The sequence below is a fragment of the Rheinheimera sp. MMS21-TC3 genome, from assembly GCF_032229285.1.
Lineage (GTDB): Bacteria > Pseudomonadota > Gammaproteobacteria > Enterobacterales > Alteromonadaceae > Alishewanella.
Genome location: NZ_CP135084.1, coordinates 1,747,989 through 1,767,327, shown reverse-complemented (window position 1 = coordinate 1,767,327; position 19,339 = coordinate 1,747,989). Strand labels below are relative to the sequence as shown.

The 19,339-nt window shown below is 41.5% G+C and carries 19 protein-coding genes and 1 tRNA gene; 4 read left to right on the top strand and 16 right to left on the bottom strand.

Annotation, left to right across the window (positions count from 1 at the left end; translation table 11 throughout):
• Positions 1 to 2: 2 nt before the first annotated feature.
• From RDV63_RS08790 to RDV63_RS08740, 11 genes are all read right to left on the bottom strand, one after another.
• Positions 3 to 485, bottom strand: a complete 483-nt coding sequence (locus RDV63_RS08790) for a hypothetical protein (RefSeq protein WP_313909128.1) — start codon at positions 483 to 485, stop codon at positions 3 to 5.
• A gap of 15 nt (positions 486 to 500) precedes the next feature.
• Entirely contained in the window at positions 501 to 1,652 is a 1,152-nt protein-coding gene (locus tag RDV63_RS08785) for a lysozyme inhibitor LprI family protein (RefSeq protein ID WP_313909127.1), read from the bottom strand.
• A 150-nt stretch (positions 1,653 to 1,802) separates the two neighbouring features.
• The gene (locus tag RDV63_RS08780) at positions 1,803 to 3,035 is read right to left on the bottom strand and encodes a hypothetical protein (protein WP_313909126.1); all 1,233 of its coding nucleotides are present in this window, start codon (positions 3,033 to 3,035) and stop codon (positions 1,803 to 1,805) included.
• The gene (locus RDV63_RS08775; protein WP_313909125.1) at positions 3,028 to 3,513 is read right to left on the bottom strand and encodes a hypothetical protein; all 486 of its coding nucleotides are present in this window, start codon (positions 3,511 to 3,513) and stop codon (positions 3,028 to 3,030) included. The genes RDV63_RS08780 and RDV63_RS08775 overlap by 8 nt, the downstream gene beginning before the upstream one ends.
• Positions 3,514 to 3,532: 19 nt before the next feature.
• Positions 3,533 to 4,675 carry a hypothetical protein gene (locus RDV63_RS08770; RefSeq protein ID WP_313909124.1) on the bottom strand — a complete coding sequence of 381 codons (1,143 nt, stop codon included), beginning with the start codon at positions 4,673 to 4,675 and terminating at the stop codon, positions 3,533 to 3,535.
• Positions 4,676 to 4,983: 308 nt separating this feature from the next.
• Positions 4,984 to 5,475 carry a hypothetical protein gene (locus RDV63_RS08765; RefSeq protein ID WP_313909123.1) on the bottom strand — a complete coding sequence of 164 codons (492 nt, stop codon included), beginning with the start codon at positions 5,473 to 5,475 and terminating at the stop codon, positions 4,984 to 4,986.
• 37 nt (positions 5,476 to 5,512) lie between these two features.
• Positions 5,513 to 6,682: a hypothetical protein gene (locus RDV63_RS08760; protein ID WP_313909122.1), complete on the bottom strand. Its 1,170-nt coding sequence runs from the start codon at positions 6,680 to 6,682 to the stop codon at positions 5,513 to 5,515.
• A gap of 33 nt (positions 6,683 to 6,715) precedes the next feature.
• Positions 6,716 to 8,110 carry an HlyD family type I secretion periplasmic adaptor subunit gene (locus tag RDV63_RS08755; protein ID WP_313909121.1) on the bottom strand — a complete coding sequence of 465 codons (1,395 nt, stop codon included), beginning with the start codon at positions 8,108 to 8,110 and terminating at the stop codon, positions 6,716 to 6,718.
• Positions 8,107 to 10,329, bottom strand: coding sequence for a type I secretion system permease/ATPase (locus RDV63_RS08750; protein WP_313909120.1), 2,223 nt, complete (start codon positions 10,327 to 10,329; stop codon positions 8,107 to 8,109). Before RDV63_RS08750 ends, RDV63_RS08755 begins: the two co-directional genes overlap by 4 nt.
• Before the next feature lie 463 nt (positions 10,330 to 10,792).
• On the bottom strand, positions 10,793 to 11,233 hold the full coding sequence (locus RDV63_RS08745) for a DNA replication terminus site-binding protein (protein WP_313909119.1): 441 nt from the start codon (positions 11,231 to 11,233) through the stop codon (positions 10,793 to 10,795).
• A complete protein-coding gene (locus RDV63_RS08740; protein WP_313909118.1) occupies positions 11,220 to 11,456 on the bottom strand; it encodes a DNA replication terminus site-binding protein in 237 nt (78 codons plus the stop codon). Before RDV63_RS08740 ends, RDV63_RS08745 begins: the two co-directional genes overlap by 14 nt.
• Here RDV63_RS08740 and RDV63_RS15280 point away from each other — a divergent pair.
• The 3 genes from RDV63_RS15280 (at position 11,402) to RDV63_RS08730 (ending at position 12,596) form a co-directional block, all read left to right on the top strand.
• On the top strand, positions 11,402 to 11,596 hold the full coding sequence (locus RDV63_RS15280) for an HU family DNA-binding protein (protein ID WP_409934856.1): 195 nt from the start codon (positions 11,402 to 11,404) through the stop codon (positions 11,594 to 11,596). The genes RDV63_RS08740 and RDV63_RS15280 overlap by 55 nt on opposite strands.
• A 23-nt stretch (positions 11,597 to 11,619) precedes the next feature.
• Entirely contained in the window at positions 11,620 to 11,847 is a 228-nt protein-coding gene (locus RDV63_RS08735) for a hypothetical protein (RefSeq protein ID WP_313909117.1), read from the top strand.
• A 672-nt stretch (positions 11,848 to 12,519) separates the two neighbouring features.
• Positions 12,520 to 12,596, top strand: a tRNA-Met gene (locus tag RDV63_RS08730).
• 236 nt (positions 12,597 to 12,832) lie between these two features.
• Here the strand turns inward: RDV63_RS08730 and RDV63_RS08725 are convergent.
• The 5 genes from RDV63_RS08725 to RDV63_RS08705 all read right to left on the bottom strand — a co-directional run bounded on the left by RDV63_RS08725 (position 12,833) and on the right by RDV63_RS08705 (position 18,200).
• The gene (locus RDV63_RS08725) at positions 12,833 to 13,861 is read right to left on the bottom strand and encodes a nuclease-related domain-containing protein (protein WP_313909116.1); all 1,029 of its coding nucleotides are present in this window, start codon (positions 13,859 to 13,861) and stop codon (positions 12,833 to 12,835) included.
• Between the two features lie 400 nt (positions 13,862 to 14,261).
• Positions 14,262 to 15,062 carry an alpha/beta hydrolase gene (locus tag RDV63_RS08720; protein WP_313909115.1) on the bottom strand — a complete coding sequence of 267 codons (801 nt, stop codon included), beginning with the start codon at positions 15,060 to 15,062 and terminating at the stop codon, positions 14,262 to 14,264.
• A gap of 126 nt (positions 15,063 to 15,188) precedes the next feature.
• On the bottom strand, positions 15,189 to 15,803 hold the full coding sequence (locus RDV63_RS08715; protein ID WP_313909114.1) for a hypothetical protein: 615 nt from the start codon (positions 15,801 to 15,803) through the stop codon (positions 15,189 to 15,191).
• A gap of 185 nt (positions 15,804 to 15,988) precedes the next feature.
• Positions 15,989 to 16,459: an arsenate reductase ArsC gene (locus RDV63_RS08710; RefSeq protein ID WP_313909113.1), complete on the bottom strand. Its 471-nt coding sequence runs from the start codon at positions 16,457 to 16,459 to the stop codon at positions 15,989 to 15,991.
• A 190-nt stretch (positions 16,460 to 16,649) separates the two neighbouring features.
• Positions 16,650 to 18,200, bottom strand: a complete 1,551-nt coding sequence (locus tag RDV63_RS08705) for a leucyl aminopeptidase family protein (protein WP_313909111.1) — start codon at positions 18,198 to 18,200, stop codon at positions 16,650 to 16,652.
• Between the two features lie 283 nt (positions 18,201 to 18,483).
• Here RDV63_RS08705 and RDV63_RS08700 point away from each other — a divergent pair, with 283 nt between their 5' ends.
• The gene (locus RDV63_RS08700; protein WP_313909110.1) at positions 18,484 to 19,224 is read left to right on the top strand and encodes an SIR2 family NAD-dependent protein deacylase; all 741 of its coding nucleotides are present in this window, start codon (positions 18,484 to 18,486) and stop codon (positions 19,222 to 19,224) included.
• The last annotated feature ends 115 nt before the right edge of the window (positions 19,225 to 19,339 follow it).

Genomic DNA, 19,339 nt, shown 5'->3' with positions numbered 1-19,339 from the left:
AACTAATAACGCTCCCTATTAAAAAAAGTTAAAACAACGAATAAGTAAAAAAACAAACATGAAATGAAGTTAAGCCAAAAACCATGCCACTCATGGTAATTTGACCTTGCAACTACAGCTGCAGTAAAATCAGATCGTTCTAAATCATCCGGAAGAAAATATACGTACCCTCGAGAATCGGGAATAACGAAATTGAAAGAAAAATTATCTATAAAGCAGAAGTAATATTCTTCACCTAGCTTCATCAAACTGCCTACCCCGATACGCACCTCTCCTTCAATTTCAATTGAAAAATCATTTGGTTTAAGACGGACATATCTACCTCCCCCCCTACCAGCACTGTCAGAACTTTGAAGAACTCCTAGCGCACAAAACAAATCCTGTTCAGTAACTAGTGCATTTTTATAGTTAAAATAGCTAAAAGCAAAACTCAGTGATAAAACTAAAACAATTGCTTTAAACCCAAACAAACCTTTTAATTTCATTTAAAACCTTTAAATTTAATAGTTATACCAATACTGACAATACGAATGAGAATACCAATAATTTTCCGAAAATGGCTTTTTTGGAATGTAATCAAGTTCAATCCAGTTCTTCACTTTTGAATCAATAATACCCATCATCAATCCTTGTCTAAGAACTAATAACTCGTTCTGATATTGAATCAACCTGCCACCTTCAACTGAATAAATTTTCCCATCTTTCAAAAGAGTCATAGATGAGTATCTGCCATGGCGATTACCATGTTCTAGCCGTTCTTCTTTGTTAAGTTCGCTCCATTCATAGTAGCTGCCAGGTACTTGAGATTTACGTTCCTCAACGCTAACTCCTGGCAACACTTTGCACACATAGTGAGGTTCATTGAATTCTAAAAGCCATTCATTTTGCCCATCGCCATCAGCATCAATCTGCACAGCAAACAGCTTTTTCAGGCCGCTATGGTACTGCTGCTCAATATCGGGCCAATGTTGCTCAAAGGGCACATCCCTATTTCTGCTGTCAGCATGCTGGTATTGCACAAACTGCATTTGCAAATCTGGTCCGGCGTCATTAGCTACTCGGCTAAACGGCGTATTAGAAAAATCAAACTCGTTACAGGCTCCTAGCTGCTGTCTTGACGTGCGGTTTAATACTTCCAGCATTGCTTCGCACATTTCTGGCCTGCGGTTGGTGCTTAAGCGAAAGTTTGGTAACGGCTCTGATTGGCCGTTTATCTGTGCAATGCGGCTTTTATACGCTGCAACCAGGCAATCAGCTGTTTTACATTGATCCCGGCTATCAGCCGCCCACTGTCGTTGTGTTGCTTCAATCCGCTGTTGGCATTGCTCACGTTGCTGCTTTATGCAGCCATGCTGTATTTCCAGCTCCGGGTTAATGGCAAACTTTGCTGCATGCAACTGCCAGAGCAGATCATTGTGATAAGCAACCGCTAACTCTGCATCCAACTGCTTTAAGATTTCATCTGCACAGATCAGTTTTTCTGCGTCAGTTACAGCATTGCTGCAATCCACCTCGGGCGTAAATACAGGCGCTTCAATAGCTAGGCGGCGTTTTGTTGTTGGCGCTTTATCTTGCTGCCAGTAGGTAACAGCACCACCTGCTAAAGCCCCCAGCAGTAAAAACCCTACAGCCACTTTCCATTTAAACTTCATCTAAACCCCTGCATTGCTTAAGCGCTGAATTCCTCATCGCTCCCTTACCCCTTCATCCACCGCTTTAATCACCGGTGATAATAAAAACTCTATAATCCGCCGCTGGCTGTTCTCATACCCGCCAGCACCAGAAATAGAATCACAGAAAAATCAAATAAAAGCAGAATTGCTATTTAACTTTGCTGTGATCCCATTAATTGGGTTGACCATATCTAAAATGGATGTGCCTTCACCTGCACCCAGGCGGGCCATTTCGGCTTTTAAGCGGGTTATTTCATCCAGCAGCAGAGCGTCAGAGCCGTTGCGCTCTAAGGCAAATTCACCGGCAAATTTTTGCTGCCAGCCAGCAAGAATAGCGGCTTTGTCGGCCTCGTCGATATGGCTGTAGCCATTGATAATGCCAGCAAGTTGGGCGTTGATAGTGTTGAGGGTATCGCTATGAGTGTCAGACAAAATATCGGATTGGATTTTGTCTAGTGCTTTACCGTAAGCTGACTTCAACCAGCCGGTTAGCTGCCATTCAGCAATCCGGTCAAACTGGCCCTTATCGCCTTCTTCTTCGCCAATCCAGGTTTCTACTTGAAGTTTGGCATCTTCATAAGATTCATTCAATCCAATTTCTTTCGCACGCTTTAAGCGTTCCTTTAAATCGCCAGTTACATCATCAGCCAAATTTTCCAACATTTGCACCGGTGAAGGTAAGCCTTCAGGCCCTTGTCCTAACTCGGCGACACTAAGACCAGAAATTTCAGCAGCTGACTGTAAGGCGTTATTGTAGAAACTTATATATTCGCCGGTACGCTCGTTAAGCTCCGCTTCAAGATGGCTACCTAATGCTTCAATATTTTCTATATTTGAATCAATGGCCTCCTGCAAACTCTCTGCATTCATATTCCAGTATGCCAAAGAAATATTTATTGCTTTTGATAAAATCTGAAGAATCTTAGCAGGCACTGAAGGAAATCTTGACGCAACAACATCAATAATAGAGTCAGCAATATTTGATACACTTAGAAACACCCCTGAAATTGTTTCCTGGGAGAGCTTTCCTTCTATATTACGAGGATCATTTAATTCACTAATTGCAGTATTATACAAAAACCTAAAATTATATATCTCTCCTGCTATCCCTAAATTATCAGAAAGTGTCGAAAGCTTGACTTTTTTTCCGTTTATATCAATTGATGTGTTCTCAGATAAGTAACTGAACGTCTCTAAAAAAACTAACCCCGCAGCAAGGGCTTTCTCGCTTGCATCGACATCCCTCTGCATTACATCGATTAAAACAGCGTAAGCAGCAGCTAGTTTTAAATCCTCCAATCGAACACTGAGGATATTTTCATAAATCGCATCCCTGACATACTCTAAGTAATTATTATTCATAAATAGACATCCTTATAAAATAAAATGAAATGAAGTAAAGAAAAATCAAACTAACAAAATTAAAAAACAAACCTTTAAATGCCGCTTCATTTGAAACTGAGACTAATTCATTCTTAAAAAAAATTTCAGGATTTTCTCTAAAATATATTTCACGAATAGAACTTGGGAAAAACAATACAATTGAAAATTTATCTACATAGCAATAATCATATCGCTTTCCTAAATATCGCCCACCGAGCGCAATGCGGTTATTTTGTACATGCCGAACGTTACCTGAGATAATTTTATTATCACTTTCTAATTTGACATGATAACTACCTGTTCGGGGATTTGAATCACCACTAACAAGCACACCTGAAGTACAATGAGCATCGGATTCATCAATCAGTTCAAGCCTATAACCTAAGATACTTAACAGTGCACTTAAAAATAAAACCAAAGGGGAAAACTTCAAAATTAAAGGAATATGTATTTTCATCCCACACCTCGAATGTAAATTAGTAGTTATACCAATAGCCACAAGCCAGCTTTAGCCCTGAAATTGAATAACTACTTTTATCCAAATTTAATTTAAGCAATTTAACTAAATGCTTTTGAACAACATATCGCTCCGGGCTATTTATCAGCTCCAACCCTTCCTGGTTAAGTACATACCACTCATCATTAAATCGAAGTAACTGGCCTTTGTGTAGCACGCCGTTGTATCCTGCTGCCGGTGCTGCAATAACAGACATCCAACCGTATTTTTCTGCATGCTGTAGCTCACCTGCAGTACCCAATGCGCTAAACTGATTATCACGCTCTGTGCGCGCAAGATGTCTCTCGTCATAAGAGCCATAGGGCTGGGTTTGGCATCTCTGGCTGGGGAAGCGAACTTCCTGCAACCAAGCGACGTTATCCTTATTAGCGTCCTGATATTGAACTCCATATAAGCGCCGTAAACCTGTTTGATAGCGTTGTTCCATTGCTGACAAATGCTTAAAATATGGCTCTTGCTGTTGCCCTCGTTTTTTATAATTAAAGCGTTCAAATTCTTGCCAATGTTCGGCTGTCAATCGTGTGGTAACAGGAGTAAAAGGCGTAGTGCTAAAATCATAGTGCGCGCAAGCACCTAACTGTTCTCGCGGGGTGCGATTAAGTATTTCGAGCATGGCATCACATACAACAGGCTCGTGACTTAACCCTAACCTGAAAGATGCTAGCGGCTCAGACTGACCATTAAGCTCGCTGATCCGAGCGCGATAGGCCTTAGTTAAACATTTAGCCGTGTCGCAACGGTCGCGCTTTCGGGTTATCCAGCGCTGCTGGCGTTTCTCAAGATCTCTTAAACAGGTTCTGATATTGCTTTTTTTACAGACATCATCGTAATTACCGAAAGATGCTTGGGTATACCGCCATAAACTGTCGTTGGCATAAGCTACAGCCAGCTCTTTCTCTAAATCCGTCAATGACTTATCGGAGCATATGTCAACTTTAGCGCCAGTGTCAGTGCAGTTCAGCTCGAAATTGAAGTCTGGCCAGTAAAACTCTGTAATTGTATCTGCTGCTTTCTGGTTGCTAATATGCAGGTATAACCACCCTGCCAGCATTGCATTTACAGGCAAAGCAAGGCCTACTGCCACTTTCCATTTAAACTTCATCTAAACCTCTGCGTTGTTTAAGCACTGAACACCTCATCGCTCCCTTACCCCTTCATCCACCGCTTTAATCACCGGTGATAATAAAAGCTCTATAATCCGCCGCTGCCTGTTTCCATAGCCGCCAGCACAAAAAATAGAATCACAGCAAAATCAAATAAAAGCAGTGCTGCTATTTAATTTTGATCTGACCCCATTTATTTAATCTAACGCTGTCACATTAGCATCTATTTCCACCGCACCGAGATTTCGCTTATTAAATATCTCACTCAACAAAAAAGCCAGACTCATACTTCCTCCTTAAAATATAACTATAAAATTTTTCTTCTGTAAAAATAACAAAACAAAATGAAAACTGAAAAAACAAAAACTATCAATGAAGCGCAAGCGATATATCGAGCGCGCAATAAGGCTTTATTAACAGCTAGCAAACCATCTGAGATATTTAGTTTTACGTCTCCCTGAGCACAAGCAACAACTACTTTGTCACCACCCAAATTAACAAACCCTATGTAAAATACTTTCTCTAAATCAAACCTGTAAAAGCAGTCGAAATATCCACCTTTTACTTCATGAATAATGCCCTTTGAGTTTGCCAATAAAAATGTTGGACTCACTCGCCCACCACCAGTCTCACTAACAAACTCATACTCATCGTGGAAAACATAAAAATCACTATTTTCAAATAGACTCCAACCAAACATACTCAATACTATAGCGCTTACTGCAGTAGCGAATACTAAAGCTTTCACTCTTAAGTTATTTGAATAAGCATTTTTAAAATAAATAAATAAATATGCCACTCCCCCCCCCACTCAAGCCAGGCTTGCCAATTGAAACTCAATAGTTATACCAATAACTACACATATAGCCGTGATCTCTACTTGTTCTAACATTCATATCTGGATATATCTTTTTTATATAAACAAATGATTTTGATAAAGAATGACTTTCTGGCCCGTTTATTACACTCATCCGTGATTGATCGAGTACAAACCATTCTTGTTTATAACGAAGTAGTTGACCAGAATATACTGATCCAGATTGACCAGCATCGGGCGCTGCGACAACAGATTCCCAGCCGTGTCGCTCTGCGTGAGATACCTCAGCGGCAACACCACCTTTTTTAAGTTCGTCTTTAATTTTACTGAATATTTGGCTTCTTTCTTTCCTGGTACCATAAGGTAATGTCTGACAAGAGGCACCTGTGTAACGGACTTCCAACAACCAGGGCACCTCCTCATCTTCGCCTCCCCCTTGTTTAACGCCATACAATTTGCGTGCTCCTGCTTGATATTGATTATTCAATTCCGGCCACGCATCTGCAAAAGCTCCAAATGGCCTGATATTTTTTCCATCCCGTAACAGGTTCTTTTGATGTAAAAACTGTTCAGCATTTTGCCAATGCTCTGAAGTTAATTTGGTAGAAACTTGGCTAAATGGACTGCCGCTAAAGTCATAACGGGTGCAGGCACCCAACTGGTCGCGTGGCGTTTGATTGAGGACTTCCAACATGGCGTGGCACATTTCAGTGTCTCTATTTAGATCAACTCTGAATGTTGGTAGTGGTTCAGGCTGCCCATTTAACTCGGCTATCCGCTCAATGTATACCTTGGTTAAACATTCAACATTACTGCAGCGGTTGCGAACCTTTGATATCCAGCGCTGCTGCAATTTGTCCATAGATACCAGACAGTCTTTGATACAAGGAGCATCGGCCCGTTTTTCAATTGCATGATTGAACTGCCAAAAAGTGTTCAAGCTGTTATTGTGATATGCCACTGCCAGCTGCCTATCCAAAAGCTGCAAAGTATCGTCAGAGCAAATAATTGCTTCGGCCTGATTAGCTGGCTTAGTGCAATTTAGCTCTGACATAAATTTGTTTAGATTGATCACATCAACCCGTCGCTGCTTTTGCTCGCTGCTTACCTGCCAATAAGCCACTGCAGCTGCCGCTACCCCACTTATCAGCACTACTATGCTAACTGCTACTTTCCAGTTAAATTTCATCTAAACCTCTGCGTTGTTTAAGCACTGAACACCTCATCGCTCCCTTACCCCTTCATCCACCGCCTTTATCACCGGTGACAATAAAAACTCTATAATGCGTCGCTGGCCGGTTTTAACCTCTACTGTTACCGCCATACCCGAGCCCAGCGGCACGGTTTTATTGCCTGCTTTAATGTTGTGCTGTTTTAAGGCCACCTTTAACGGAAACACCAGCCCCACGCCTTCCATTTCCACCGCATCGGTGGAAATGTCGATAATTTCGCCGTCGATTACGCCGTACTTGGTAAATTCAAAGCTTTCCAGCTTTAGCTCGGCGGTTTGGCCAACTTCTACAAAACCGATGTCTTTGTTTAGCAACCAGGCTTCGGCGACTAACTGCTGGTCTAGCGGCACGATGCGCATCAGCTCTTGTGCCGGGGTGACTACACCGCCGATGGTGGTCAGCACCAACTGTTCGACGGTGCCATCTACCGGCGCTAATAACTGTTGTTGGGCATTGGTGTTTTTAGCTTTTATTAGCTCTTGCGTTAATGTGCTAGCGTCGCGGTGATATTGGTTTAATGCATCGCTAAGTTGGCGTTGAAATTCAGCGTGCAATACTTGTTGCTGCTGCTCTGCTTCGCGAATAGCTGCCGCCAGTTGCTGCAGTTTAGCTTGCTCTATCAGTAAGCTTTCAGCCTGATTAATACGGTTAAGCTCTAACTCTAGGTATTGGCTGCGCGAAGCCAGTGATTTGGCTAATAATTGCTGTACGCTGTCGGCTTGCTCAGTAATAAGGGGTAAGATTTTTTCAATGCGGCCAATGTTTAGCTTAGTGGTAAACACTTCAGCATCTAACTTACCCATTTGGCTTTTTACGCTCATTAGCTTTGCTTGATATTCTAACCAACTGCTATTTAGCGCTTGCTGTTGGGGTAGTGATAACGCGTGTGAGTTTTCTGTACTTTGTTGGCCTTGTAACCGCTGTTGCAATAACTCGGTACGGGCAATATCTTGCTGCACACTATTTAATTGCTGCGTTAAACGTTGTAGCTCGGCTTCGGTTATCGTACTGTCTAGCGTTAGTAATACATCTCCTGCCTGTACCTTTTGCCCTTCTCGAACATGAATATGCGTTACTACGCCAGCATTAAGCGGCTGAATAATTTTCACTTTAGCATCGGGCACCAACTTACCCTGAGCGCTGGCGGTAATGTCAATTTGTCCCCAGCACGCCCACGCAATAGCTAATACCAATAACGCCATAATGGCCCATAAAATAATTCGGCTATAGGGTGCTGGGGGCGCGGCTTCTATCTCAAGCGCGGCGGGTAAAAAACTAAGCTGCTCACGGCTTAGTTTTTTCGCTAGCGGCAGCTCAATCACATTAGATGCAGCTGTGCTGTTTTCTGCTGTAGCTGCTGTCGTCTCGTTTTGGTTTGGCATCATGGCCGCTCCCCGTTACCTGCTGCGGCTTGTTGCGGCAACAAACTGGCTACTTGCACTATTGGCGTGTTGCTTGTAGCCCGCGCAGGCGCTGCTGCAGTCGTAGCAGGTGATGCAGGTGCGCCATGCTGAATTTGCATTAAATAATGGTAAATGCCCTGCTGCTTTAACAGCTCAGCATGGCTGCCCTGCTCGGCAATTTGCCCCTTATCCATAACGATAATACGGTTGCAATCACGCACGGCAGAAAGGCGGTGGGCAATAATAAACACGGTACGTCCGGCACTAATTTTTGCCATATTGGTTTGAATAATGCGCTCTGACTCGTAATCGAGCGCACTGGTGGCTTCATCAAAAATGAGGATTTTCGGGTTAGCGATTAAGGCCCTGGCAATGGCTAAGCGTTGGCGCTGGCCGCCAGATAAACTGGCACCATGCTCGCCCACTATGGTGTCGTAACCTTCGGTAAGTTCACAAATAAACTCATGCGCGCCTGCTAGCGTTGCGGCTTGAATTACCTGCTCGATACTGCAGCCAGGCTCGGTTAACGCAATGTTGTCGCGAATGCTGCGGTTAAATAAAAAGCTCTCTTGCAGCACCACACCAACTTGACGACGCAGCCAAGCGGGCTCTACCAGTGCTAAATCTATACCGTCAATAAGTACCCGACCGCCTTGTGGCACATATAAACGCTGAATTAGCTTGGTTAGCGTGCTTTTGCCCGAGCCAGAGCGGCCAACAATGCCAATGCGCTCTCCCGTATTAATGTCTAAGCTAACATTATTTAGAATAGGGGCTGAATCTGGCCGGTAACGAAAGCTAACCTGTTGCAAGCTAACTTGGCCCTGTAAATTGGGCAACGTAGTACGATTAGGGTTATAACCCTGCTCAGTTGGCGCATTTAACACATCACCTAAACGCTCTATTGATACCTTAGCTTGCTGAAAATCTTGCCACAGGTTAACCAGCCGCATAATGGGGCCAGATACGCGCTGCGATAACATATTAAACGCAATAAACTGGCCAACCGTTAAACTGCCATCCACCACGGCAATGGCACCAAAATACAAAGTTAACAGCGAGACTATTTTATTGATGTAGTTGGCAATGCTGGCGTAAATATTATTAATATGCGAAGCATCAAACGAACTGGAAACATAATCGGCTAGTTTTTCTTCCCATTTATTGCGCATTTGCGGTTCAACCGCCAGTGATTTTACCGTTTCAACGCCGGACACCGATTCCACCAGAAATGAGTGGTTCTCGGCACTTTTTTGAAACTTTTGCTCTAATTTGGCGCGTAAGGTGGGCGTAATTAACACCGACAGCAGAATATAGCAGGGAATAGAGCCAACGATTATCCAGCTAAGTAACGGCGCGTAGTAAAACATTACGGCAAAAAACACCACGCTAAATAACACATCTAGCACTACAGTAAGTGATGAGCCCGTAATAAATTCGCGTACTTTATCTAGCTCTTTAATTCTTGCTACCGTATCGCCCACTCGGCGTGCCGTAAAATAGGAAATGGGCAGTGATAACATATGCCGATATAGCTGACCGCCAAGTTCAACATCAACTCGGTTGGTAGTATGGCTAAATACGTAAGTACGCAATGCAGTTAGCAGCACTTCAAACGTAATAACGGCAAAAAAGCCCACCGCTAACACATCTAGTGTGGTCATGCCTTTGTGCACTAATACTTTATCAATAGTAACCTGAAAGAATATGGGAGTAGCCAACCCGACCAGTTGAATAAAAAACGATGCCAGTAACACATCAGCAAATAAATGCCGATACTTTATTAAAGCAGGAATAAACCAGCGAAAGCCAAACCGGGTTTTGGCATCCAGCAAACCAGCGCGTTTAGTTAAGTGCAGCAACTCACCGGTCCACATTACCGTTAACATTGTTAACGAAACAGTTTGTGCTTGGCCAGTTGTTACATCCTGAATTAACGCTTTATTGTCTTTAATACGGGCCAGAATGAAATAGCTACCATCATAGGTTTTGCCCACGGCAGGCAGGATCAGCGCATCAAGCTTTGTTGGCTCTATCTGAATAAATTTTGCTTTAAAGCCTAAGCTTTTAGCCGCTTTTACTAAATAGATGTCATTCAAATCATCACTTTGCGGCGTAAACTCGCGCAATATAGCACTTACTTCAGCAGGCGTTTGCTGCATGCGCGGAATAATACAACTAAACACAACAGTTTCAAACAAGTATTAACATAAATTGCAACGATTGATTACAATTCAAACGCAGGGGGGGTATAAAGTAAACATATAGTGGATTTACTGATATTAGATTGGCTTTTTAGGTTTATAAATTAGACTGCAAAAAAAAGCGCTTAAACGTTAATACCGATCAGATAAGAATTTCTCTGATTGGTTAACCGATCCAGTGGCTGGTATATAAAGGCTTACAGAATAATCTCTGTAGGCTTTTTTTATTATTTTAACAAGTTCATTTTCGGGCTCTTGCACAGCAAGCGTGTACAAGGATCAAGATTTAATCTACTGTAGGGAAATGAGCGTGATGGTTTTTTATCGCGTTTTACTGTAACTACTTCGTCAGAAAAAATCACGGTCGCATTATCTAAATGTAAATTACTGCCTGTCTCTACAAAAACATTATTATTATCTTTTAGCATGTCACTAAATCGTTTGAATGCAATTTTGTTTTTCATGGTAACTCGCAATAAATATGTAGCCGTTCAATAACCGGCATAAGTTTTCTAATGTAAGAGTTGCACGTCCGGTTAGGGTAATCGTTAAATGTGCCGATCACGGGAGTTTGGTTAATAATGAATATGGGTGAATGGGCAATAATATTTCGTGCTGATGTTCCCGTAGAAGTGTAAATATGCGCGGTTGGACTGACACGCAGCAGCCTACGCTGATAAAACACTTCAGTATGGTTTGCATTGGCCAACGCCTGCAGTTCGATATGTTGCCTACTTTGCCCGGTTGCAGCATCTACTTGTTCTGAAATACGCGCACCTGCTTGTAAAATGCGTTTCTCTAGCTCTTTTCTAGTAAAGGTTTTGCCTGAATAGCGATGTGTCCAACTAAAGTTAATTTTTGTGGTATCAGATTTGCCTAGTAGCGGCTTACTTAGAGACACTAGGCAATGCATCACGAAAGATTTCAAATCGTTTATCGATGTTTTTATCCAGCGCCATGATACTTGCTTGGAAGTTTTCTTTTAGCGTGTTGATAACATTAATGCGGTCGATAATTTCTTTGCCATCAGGTGAGTTGATTATTATGGTACCGGTAAGTCTTTGGCCAAATAAGCCAGGCTGATCTTCCATTACTCGAAAGTCAGACAGGTGTAATAGCTTCACGTACAGATATCACTAAAGCTGATGCAGCTCGCTTTGTTGAGCAGTTTTGTAGTGTAGTCACAGAAGAATTGGCACAAGGTGGCCAAGTGCAATTAACCGGATTTGGTAATTTTAACCACCACTGCAGCCGGCAAAGCTAATTACCCTTCAAGGTTTTGAGTGGATGTTTTATCAGGAAAAATACGATAGGCACCCAACACGAACAGATTTTTACTGCCTGCCGCTGAGTAGCAAGTTTTACCTAACGATTGGATTTAAGCACCGGGTTGATAACGCCGGCGAGAAGTCTTGGCAGAAAGATGCTGAGAATGCCCAACAAAAAATTATTCAGACTGTCAATATTTCAATGACGCGAGATGTTGCATTACCAAAGTTACAAGCACAGCAATGACAGGTAAATCGAGTTTACTCCCTACATTACCTGCAAGATTGTCATATATATACTTTACGTATTCCACCACGTTTATTTAAAACAATTATAAAATGGTTAATATGTAAGTAATTTTAATAGTGGCATGAGTTCAAACCAAGCAGAGAAAAATACTGGATTAACTATAAATCGGTCGCCAGTTTTACTTGACCATTACAACACACAGGCTAACGAAGATAGGAAATAAAACAACGTAATAGCCCCTATTTTAATCGATGCAAGTACCCGATTATCATTAAGGTCAATTCTGTGGTTTTGATAATAATTGCTGTGACATACGCAGTGACAAGTTAAATTTAAAAGTGACACATATTAGTAATATTGGAATACTAACTAGTTGATATATAGTTAAATTGCATAATTAATAACTACATTTTTAAAATAAAAGCATAAGAAATCTTGCAGAATTATTACCCTCATAACCCGAAGGTCGTCGGTTCAAATCCGGCTCCCGCAACCAAATTGAGTGTGTAGTGATTATTTAGAAAGCCCTCGGGCTCCTCTTTATAACCACGGGGCCAAGGTCTAAACCTAAGCTTACGCAACCAATTGTGACTTGTTCAGCCTAAAGGTCATCAATTAACGCATTGCAAATCAACATATTACCTTCTCTGCTCAAGGGTAATACACGGACGCGGGATGGAGCAGCCTGGTAGCTCGTCGGGCTCATAACCCGAAGGTCGTCGGTTCAAATCCGGCTCCCGCAACCAATCTAACCGACATTAAGTCGGTTTTTTTGTGCTTGAAATTTGAGTATGAGTATATAAATAAAGCTCGTCAGGCTCCTCTTTATAACCACGGGGCGAAGGTCGTAAATCCAGCTCCCGCAACCAATTTTATTTAGTTATAACTCATTGAATAATAAAGCATTCCATTATATGGGAATTTTTTATGCCTAAAATTCGTCATTCTGTGACAAAAAAAGCAAAAGAAGTATAAAGCTTATTTAACGAATGCGGTGGTTGTTACCTGTTCGGATTGAAAAAATAGATTGCTGATTACACTGCTTACAGATAAGCCTGAATAGTTGTCGAGATTTACTCACTTTAGTATTGCCGCTGCCACAGTCCATACAAGGTCTTTTTAATGCGGTATTACCACCACAACTGCCACACTGTACATAATAACCATAACGACCTGAGTGTGCAGTTAAAGCGCTCTGATTACCACAGTGTTTACACTGAGGAGTAATTTGCTGTGATGCTACTGGCCTACTAAAATCTGGTTGTCTCGGTTTAGCCAAGTCTGAAGACGTTAAGTTTACTTTGTTAGTATTAGCTAATGATTTATCTGTGTTTGTTTTAATAGGCCAAACCGGATGGTTAGCTTGAGTTGTAGGCTCTCCAAGCAAGAAACCACTTATACGCATTAATTCATCTGAATTGAAACTCGGCCGAGTATCGAATGTTTTAGCTACAAGTCGGTAGAACTTAATAAAGTTCATCTTTTTATCTAACGCATCAGCAATAAACTCAGATTTTACTAATTTATCTGCCACCTCCTTTGTGGCATTAGCACGATCGATAATGGCATCGCTTGAAATAGCACAAAATACATCATAACAACGTGCACCTAAGCCTTGCTGTATACCCAAAAACTTACCTATCACTTGCAACGTATTAGCACACAAGTATTGCTTTAGCAGTTTTAACTGCAGCTCTGCCTGTTTTATCGGTGATGGCATGCCGCTCCATTGGCCTTTGTAACTACGACTCCATTCACCATGCTCATTAACGCTTACCTCACCACGGATACTTTTCGACTCCACCACAATAAAACCATAGCTATAAACAATAAGGTGATCTATTTGCGCAACTTCACCATCATGCTCTATGCGTAAATCGTTTATTACCATTACATTGTCACGATCTTTATAAGCACGACGTAAGTAAAATGCCACATCCTGCTCTTGTTTAATACCAGCATCAAGCTTAGCTGAACTAGAGATAGTTTGAGTTTTCTCTTTTAAAATCATGGTTACTTATTTCTTAGTACTTAATAAAATAACGGTCATCATTAACGCTATTGAGTATTTTACTTTTTCTGATTACTACGGTGTAGATATACCATTGTCCCGAAAAAGAATATAAGACCAAATGCTAAAACAGCTAGGCTAATAATTTGAATATGAGTCATGTTTTCACCTTTTCTTTAAGATCACTAACATTCTGACTATAACTGATGCCTTTCGTTAAAACTAAAAAAATAATTAAGTAAATTAAACATTTAATAATACCTATACAGCTTGAATGACGGTAACGCGTAACTAAAACCTTAACGAATAACCAAATAAACAGCTATAAAATATGGATTATGAACTTTCCAGGCTTTGCTAGACCCTTATAACAGTTACAATGTAATTTAAGTTAGAGGTGTTAGTTTAGTTTTTGCATCAAGGATAAAAGCTCATTAATAACAAGCTCTGGCTCATCCACCTGAACAAAGTGGCCGCTTTGTTCTGTCAAAACAGTTTTTCCCTGTGGAAATTCACTAGCCCAAGTTTGCCACAGTTCTCCCCACATTTTTCGGCCTTCATTGGTAAAAAATAAGTTGGCAGGCTGCTTTGTTTTCCTTACAGAGACAATAACCGTTACGGGTATATCTTTGATCTGTGGATAATCAGGAAGCGGTCTTTTACTCCAAAAATCAAGATAGTTGTTTGACATGCCATTAGTCATATCATCTAGCTTAATTTGAGCAATTTCTTGGTTCGCTATTTCTAAATTAATGGCCCGCAATATATCAACATCATGCTCTGAGGACGGATCTACCATTAAAAGTGCCTTAACCTGTTTTGGATAAGCAGCTGCAAAATCTCGTGCAATGCTACCGCCATATGAGTGCGCAACTAAAATAACAGGTTGTGTTACTTTCAATTTAACTAAAAGTTCGCTTGCATAGTTGGCATAATCATTCGATGTAAAATGTCGCTTAATCGCTGTGGAATTACCATTACCTACTCGCGAGTAGCGAATAACCGTTGCATGCTCGGCTATTCGGTTGAAAACCGAGTCCCAATCAGACATGCCAGCCCCACCACCAGCCTCTAATAAAACAGTATGCTTACCCTGCCCAGCAACTTCGTATTCAAGTTGAAATTCATTAACACTAACCATGCTAGGCTGCGCCGCTACTGAGAACGATAATGCAATAATAATTAATGCTATTAATTTCAAATATGCTCCTAAAACCCTGATCCTCACTTAAACACTAAGGGTGAGTTGGCTAAATTAGTTAAACGGGGTGAACAAAGCAACCAACTGTTTTTTATCCAGTTGAGTTGCTTTTTATATTCAATTCATTCACTGCACTATTAAGCAGCATTTAACTTCGGCATTGCTGGTTGCAGTTAATATGTCATCTATATAGGCGCAGTCTGGTTTGAACATAAAGTTAGAATCGGGGGCGCTTTTTAATAACTTAATATTAATATCTAATGACTCGGCTCTAGCATCAAAGATACCTTCATCTATATACCATTTAAAATGCTCTTCAAACTCTTGAATCATTGCTTGTTTTTGTTCTTGATTAACCAAGTAGCATTCTGGCCTTAAGTTTTCATCTTCAATTAATTTGTAGCTAGGCACATCTTGCAGTTGTGTTGTCGACTCGCCTATATAAGGTATTTTTTCGGCTAAATTAGTTAAGTTAACGGCTAGTGGCAGCCAAGAATCAAGTTCGGCATAAAGGTAGCTACCATCGTCTTTAAGTTCATCTAAAGAGCGAACATTAACAAATTCATAGGCGCCAAACATGCCCTTATTTTTTAAATATTCACGTAAAGCAAACAAGGGTGTATAAGCTTCTTGGTTAAATTCTTTAATGCTATTTTTATCTTTAAGCAGTAATTTTATCGTACTGAGCTTATTTAATTTTTCAAATTCAGCTTTAATTTTTTCTTGTTCTTGAAAATTCATACATAAACCTTTTATAAAAATTGCCGCTATAATAACAAAATCACGCTAATAAACTTAGTTAGTCTTTAAAGACTTAAATAAACACTCACTAAAATCGCCAATAAATAATGCTACTTAGGTAAACCAATACTTGGCCCGGTTAGCAAACATAACAGCCACCGCAACAAGTACACCAACTGCCGTTGCTAACGCGCTCCCATAGCAGCAAGCTCACTTTTCAGTGCGGTTATATCTAGTTTCTTTGCTGCTAACTGTTTTAGCTTATTCACTCGGTCTGCTATTTCAGTGATACAAGCCAAAAATGCTTGCTCTATTTCTAGCTCGGTACCCATAACTTTTGACGGGTCGGTTAACCCCCAATGCACTTTTAGGCTATTGCTAAAATATAGAGGGCAAGCTTCACCAGCAGCAGAATCACACACTGTTACCACTAGGTCAGGTTTAAAGTCTTGAAAGTCATCCCAAGACTGACTTTGTAAATTCTGGTTAGAATATCCGGTTTGCTCTAAATATTTTAACGACAAAGGATGAACCACACCACTAGGCTCACTGCCTGCACTTTTTGCTTCAATAACATCACCGGCAATACTGTTAGTGATAGCTTCAGATAAAATGCTTCTGCAACGATTGTGGGTGCAAATATACAGAATTTTCATAGGCGATATGTTTTATCGAGGTGATTGTAAGGCGAGATCTATTTTACTATCTTGATTTTCCGTAGTCTATGTTCCGATAGAGCTAGAGGTATATGCAACTAAACGCATTATGTTATGAGTTAATTTAAATGCATACCTGCCAAGCCTATAAATTTAAAGCTTGGCAGGGGCTATTAAGCTATTAAAACTTTTACTTAGCTTGTTGTTGGTACAACTGAACCCACTCAGTTAATAAGCGTACGCCATAGCCATTACTTCCTTCTGGATGAATACCTTTAGCGGTAGCGCTAAAAGAATCACCGGCCATATCTATGTGCGCCCAAGGTGTATCGGCTGCGAAATGTTGCAAAAAGAGCGCTCCGGCTTGCGCACCTGGCGATCCGGTGTTTATTCTGTCGGCAATGCGGCTTTTAGTTACATCGCCATAACCGGTTAATGGTAATGGCCATATCCGCTCTTGCACTTGCTCGCCTGCTTGGCGTAGGGTTTGCTCAATATTACTATCTTGAGTAAATACGGCTGAATAAGCTGTTCCTAAAGCACCAACTTTAGAGCCTGTCAAAGTAGCAATATCAACTATTACTCTGGCGTTTAAATGCTCTCTAGCATACCAAATACCATCGGCTAAAATTAACCGACCTTCTGCATCTGTGTTACCCACTTCAATAGTACTGCCATCACCTGCTGTTACCACATCACCAGGCAGCAGCGCATCGCGCGAGATCAGGTTAATTGAAAGTGGCGCTACTGCTACCACATTCACCGCGGCTTTTTGGCCAGCTAAAGCTTGCACTGCACCTACTACAGCGGCAGCACCTGCTTTGTCGGTATGCATGCGTATTATAGAAGACGATGATGTTTTTAAGTTATAACCACCGGTATCATAGCTATTGCCCTTCCCCACTAAAGCAATGGGCTCACCTGCAGCACCTTGCCAATGAGCAATAAGTAAATACGATTTATTAGCGCTACCCTGACTTACACCATATAGCGAGCCCATACCTAAGGCTTTTACTTGCTCTGGCATTAAAATTGTTACCTTTACACCCAATGGCTCTAACACCTCACGGGCATAATTAGCAAAGACTTCTGGGTAGCCTGAACTACCAGGCAAGTTGGCTAGCTCACGTGCGGTAAATACGCCTTGGGCTAACGCATGCAGTTGCTGATAACGTGCCTCTGTTGCTTTAACATCGGCCACTTGCAAACTATATTGCTGCTCTGGACGCGGCTTAGGTTTAGATTTAAACCTATCAAAACGGTAATTACGCAGCTCCATACCATGGGCTAAGGCAGCACTTATAGTAGTGTTAAGCGCTGTGTCGCTGATAAGCTGGCTATTAACCTGTACTTTTTTAGCTTTAGTAGCGTTAACATGCGCACTCATAGTTGCACCTAACTCTTCGGCTTTTGCTCGGCTTAACTCTGCAGGATCACCAACCCCTAGCAATAATACCCGGCCAAAATCTAAACCAATTGGCGCTACTACTTCCAGCTTAGTGCCACTTTTGCCAGTAAACTCTGCCACCTCTATAGCTCGGTTTATTTGACTGCGGGTAGCTTTTCCCCACTTTGCAACATTCAGATCAGTAATATTTTCAGGCACCAATATGACTAAAATATCAGCCTGCTGCTGATTTTGATTAAACTGTACTTGGGTATTTAAAAATGGCTGCGGTGTTACCGCAACTGTACTAAAACTAAATAGCGCGACCGCGCACCAAAGCAGAGACTTTTTCATTTTATTCCTTAAGTTCATATCGTTAACTGCATACTTCAAGATTAGCCACAGGCATAACCTAGCCTTAACCTTTAAATAGCATACCTTAATCACACTGGGTATTGTTAATCGATAAAGCTCAGAAATTCGTAGATAAAACAAAACATTTTGCCATTACTTTCTATCTATAATAACCATAATTTGCATTTAATAGCTGGCGAGCATAGGCTTCATAGCCTACTAGACAGAGTAATAGCTTTATTTTTAAAGCTTAAACTAAGCCCTTTATTCAACGGAGCTTTTAGTGCTTAACACAACAACTAAGCTTGAAAAAATTGTCGTTTTTAGCGGTGCCGGCATTAGTGCCGCCAGCGGCTTACCTACTTTTAGGGATAACGATGGCCTGTGGCAAAAATATGATGTGTACCAGCTAGCTACACCAGAAGGCTTTGCTGCTAACCCAAGTTTAGTGCATCAGTTTTATCAAAGCCGGCGATTAGCCGCGGCAAAAGCTCAACCTAATGCCGCCCATTTAGCCATAGCAGCATTAGAGCAACACTATAAAGTGGTGGTTATTACGCAAAATGTCGATAACTTACACGAACGTGCAGGTTCTACTGATGTTATACATTTACACGGTAAGCTAAATGAAATGCGTATGCTGGCTAAACCAGACGCAATATTTGATGTCGGCGACACTGAGTTTAGCCAAGGTAGCCATGCTCCAGATGGCAGCATCTGGCAGCCAGAAAAATGGCGGCCTAATATTGTGTGGTTTGGTGAAGCCGTGCCCAACTTAATGCTGGCCAGTGAGCATATAAGTGCAGCCAGTAAAGTGTTGGTAGTAGGCAGCTCGCTGCAAGTAGAGCCCGCTGCCAGCCTGCTGCTAAGCGCCAAAGCCTCGGCCGAAAAACACCTTATTGATAAACAACCCGGCCAAGCAGCCAAAGCGAACAAACTAAGCCAAGGCTTTAACGTTCAACAAGGCGATGCTGCCATGTTAGTGCCTAAGCTAGTTGGCCAATGGTTAGAGGCTAAGAGCTAACAGTCAATTTAACAATCAGCTATCTAGGCGCCATTCGCTACTCTCCTCGCTTTGAGCTCTAGTTATTTATTCTACCGTTGAGGCAAATTCATTTAAATTCTACTGCATACCTCTC

What these genes read in the sequence shown, in the direction of transcription:
- RDV63_RS08790 (WP_313909128.1), bottom strand. Translation starts at nt 485, where the DNA reads ATGAAATTAAAAGGTTTGTTTGGGTTTAAAGCAATTGTTTTAGTTTTA.
- RDV63_RS08785 (WP_313909127.1), bottom strand. Translation starts at nt 1,652, where the DNA reads ATGAAGTTTAAATGGAAAGTGGCTGTAGGGTTTTTACTGCTGGGGGCT.
- RDV63_RS08780 (WP_313909126.1), bottom strand. Translation starts at nt 3,035, where the DNA reads ATGAATAATAATTACTTAGAGTATGTCAGGGATGCGATTTATGAAAAT.
- RDV63_RS08775 (WP_313909125.1), bottom strand. Translation starts at nt 3,513, where the DNA reads ATGAAAATACATATTCCTTTAATTTTGAAGTTTTCCCCTTTGGTTTTA.
- RDV63_RS08770 (WP_313909124.1), bottom strand. Translation starts at nt 4,675, where the DNA reads ATGAAGTTTAAATGGAAAGTGGCAGTAGGCCTTGCTTTGCCTGTAAAT.
- RDV63_RS08760 (WP_313909122.1), bottom strand. Translation starts at nt 6,682, where the DNA reads ATGAAATTTAACTGGAAAGTAGCAGTTAGCATAGTAGTGCTGATAAGT.
- RDV63_RS08755 (WP_313909121.1), bottom strand. Translation starts at nt 8,110, where the DNA reads ATGATGCCAAACCAAAACGAGACGACAGCAGCTACAGCAGAAAACAGC.
- RDV63_RS08735 (WP_313909117.1), top strand. Translation starts at nt 11,620, where the DNA reads ATGTTTTATCAGGAAAAATACGATAGGCACCCAACACGAACAGATTTT.
- RDV63_RS08725 (WP_313909116.1), bottom strand. Translation starts at nt 13,861, where the DNA reads ATGATTTTAAAAGAGAAAACTCAAACTATCTCTAGTTCAGCTAAGCTT.
- RDV63_RS08715 (WP_313909114.1), bottom strand. Translation starts at nt 15,803, where the DNA reads ATGAATTTTCAAGAACAAGAAAAAATTAAAGCTGAATTTGAAAAATTA.
- RDV63_RS08710 (WP_313909113.1), bottom strand. Translation starts at nt 16,459, where the DNA reads ATGAAAATTCTGTATATTTGCACCCACAATCGTTGCAGAAGCATTTTA.
- RDV63_RS08705 (WP_313909111.1), bottom strand. Translation starts at nt 18,200, where the DNA reads ATGAAAAAGTCTCTGCTTTGGTGCGCGGTCGCGCTATTTAGTTTTAGT.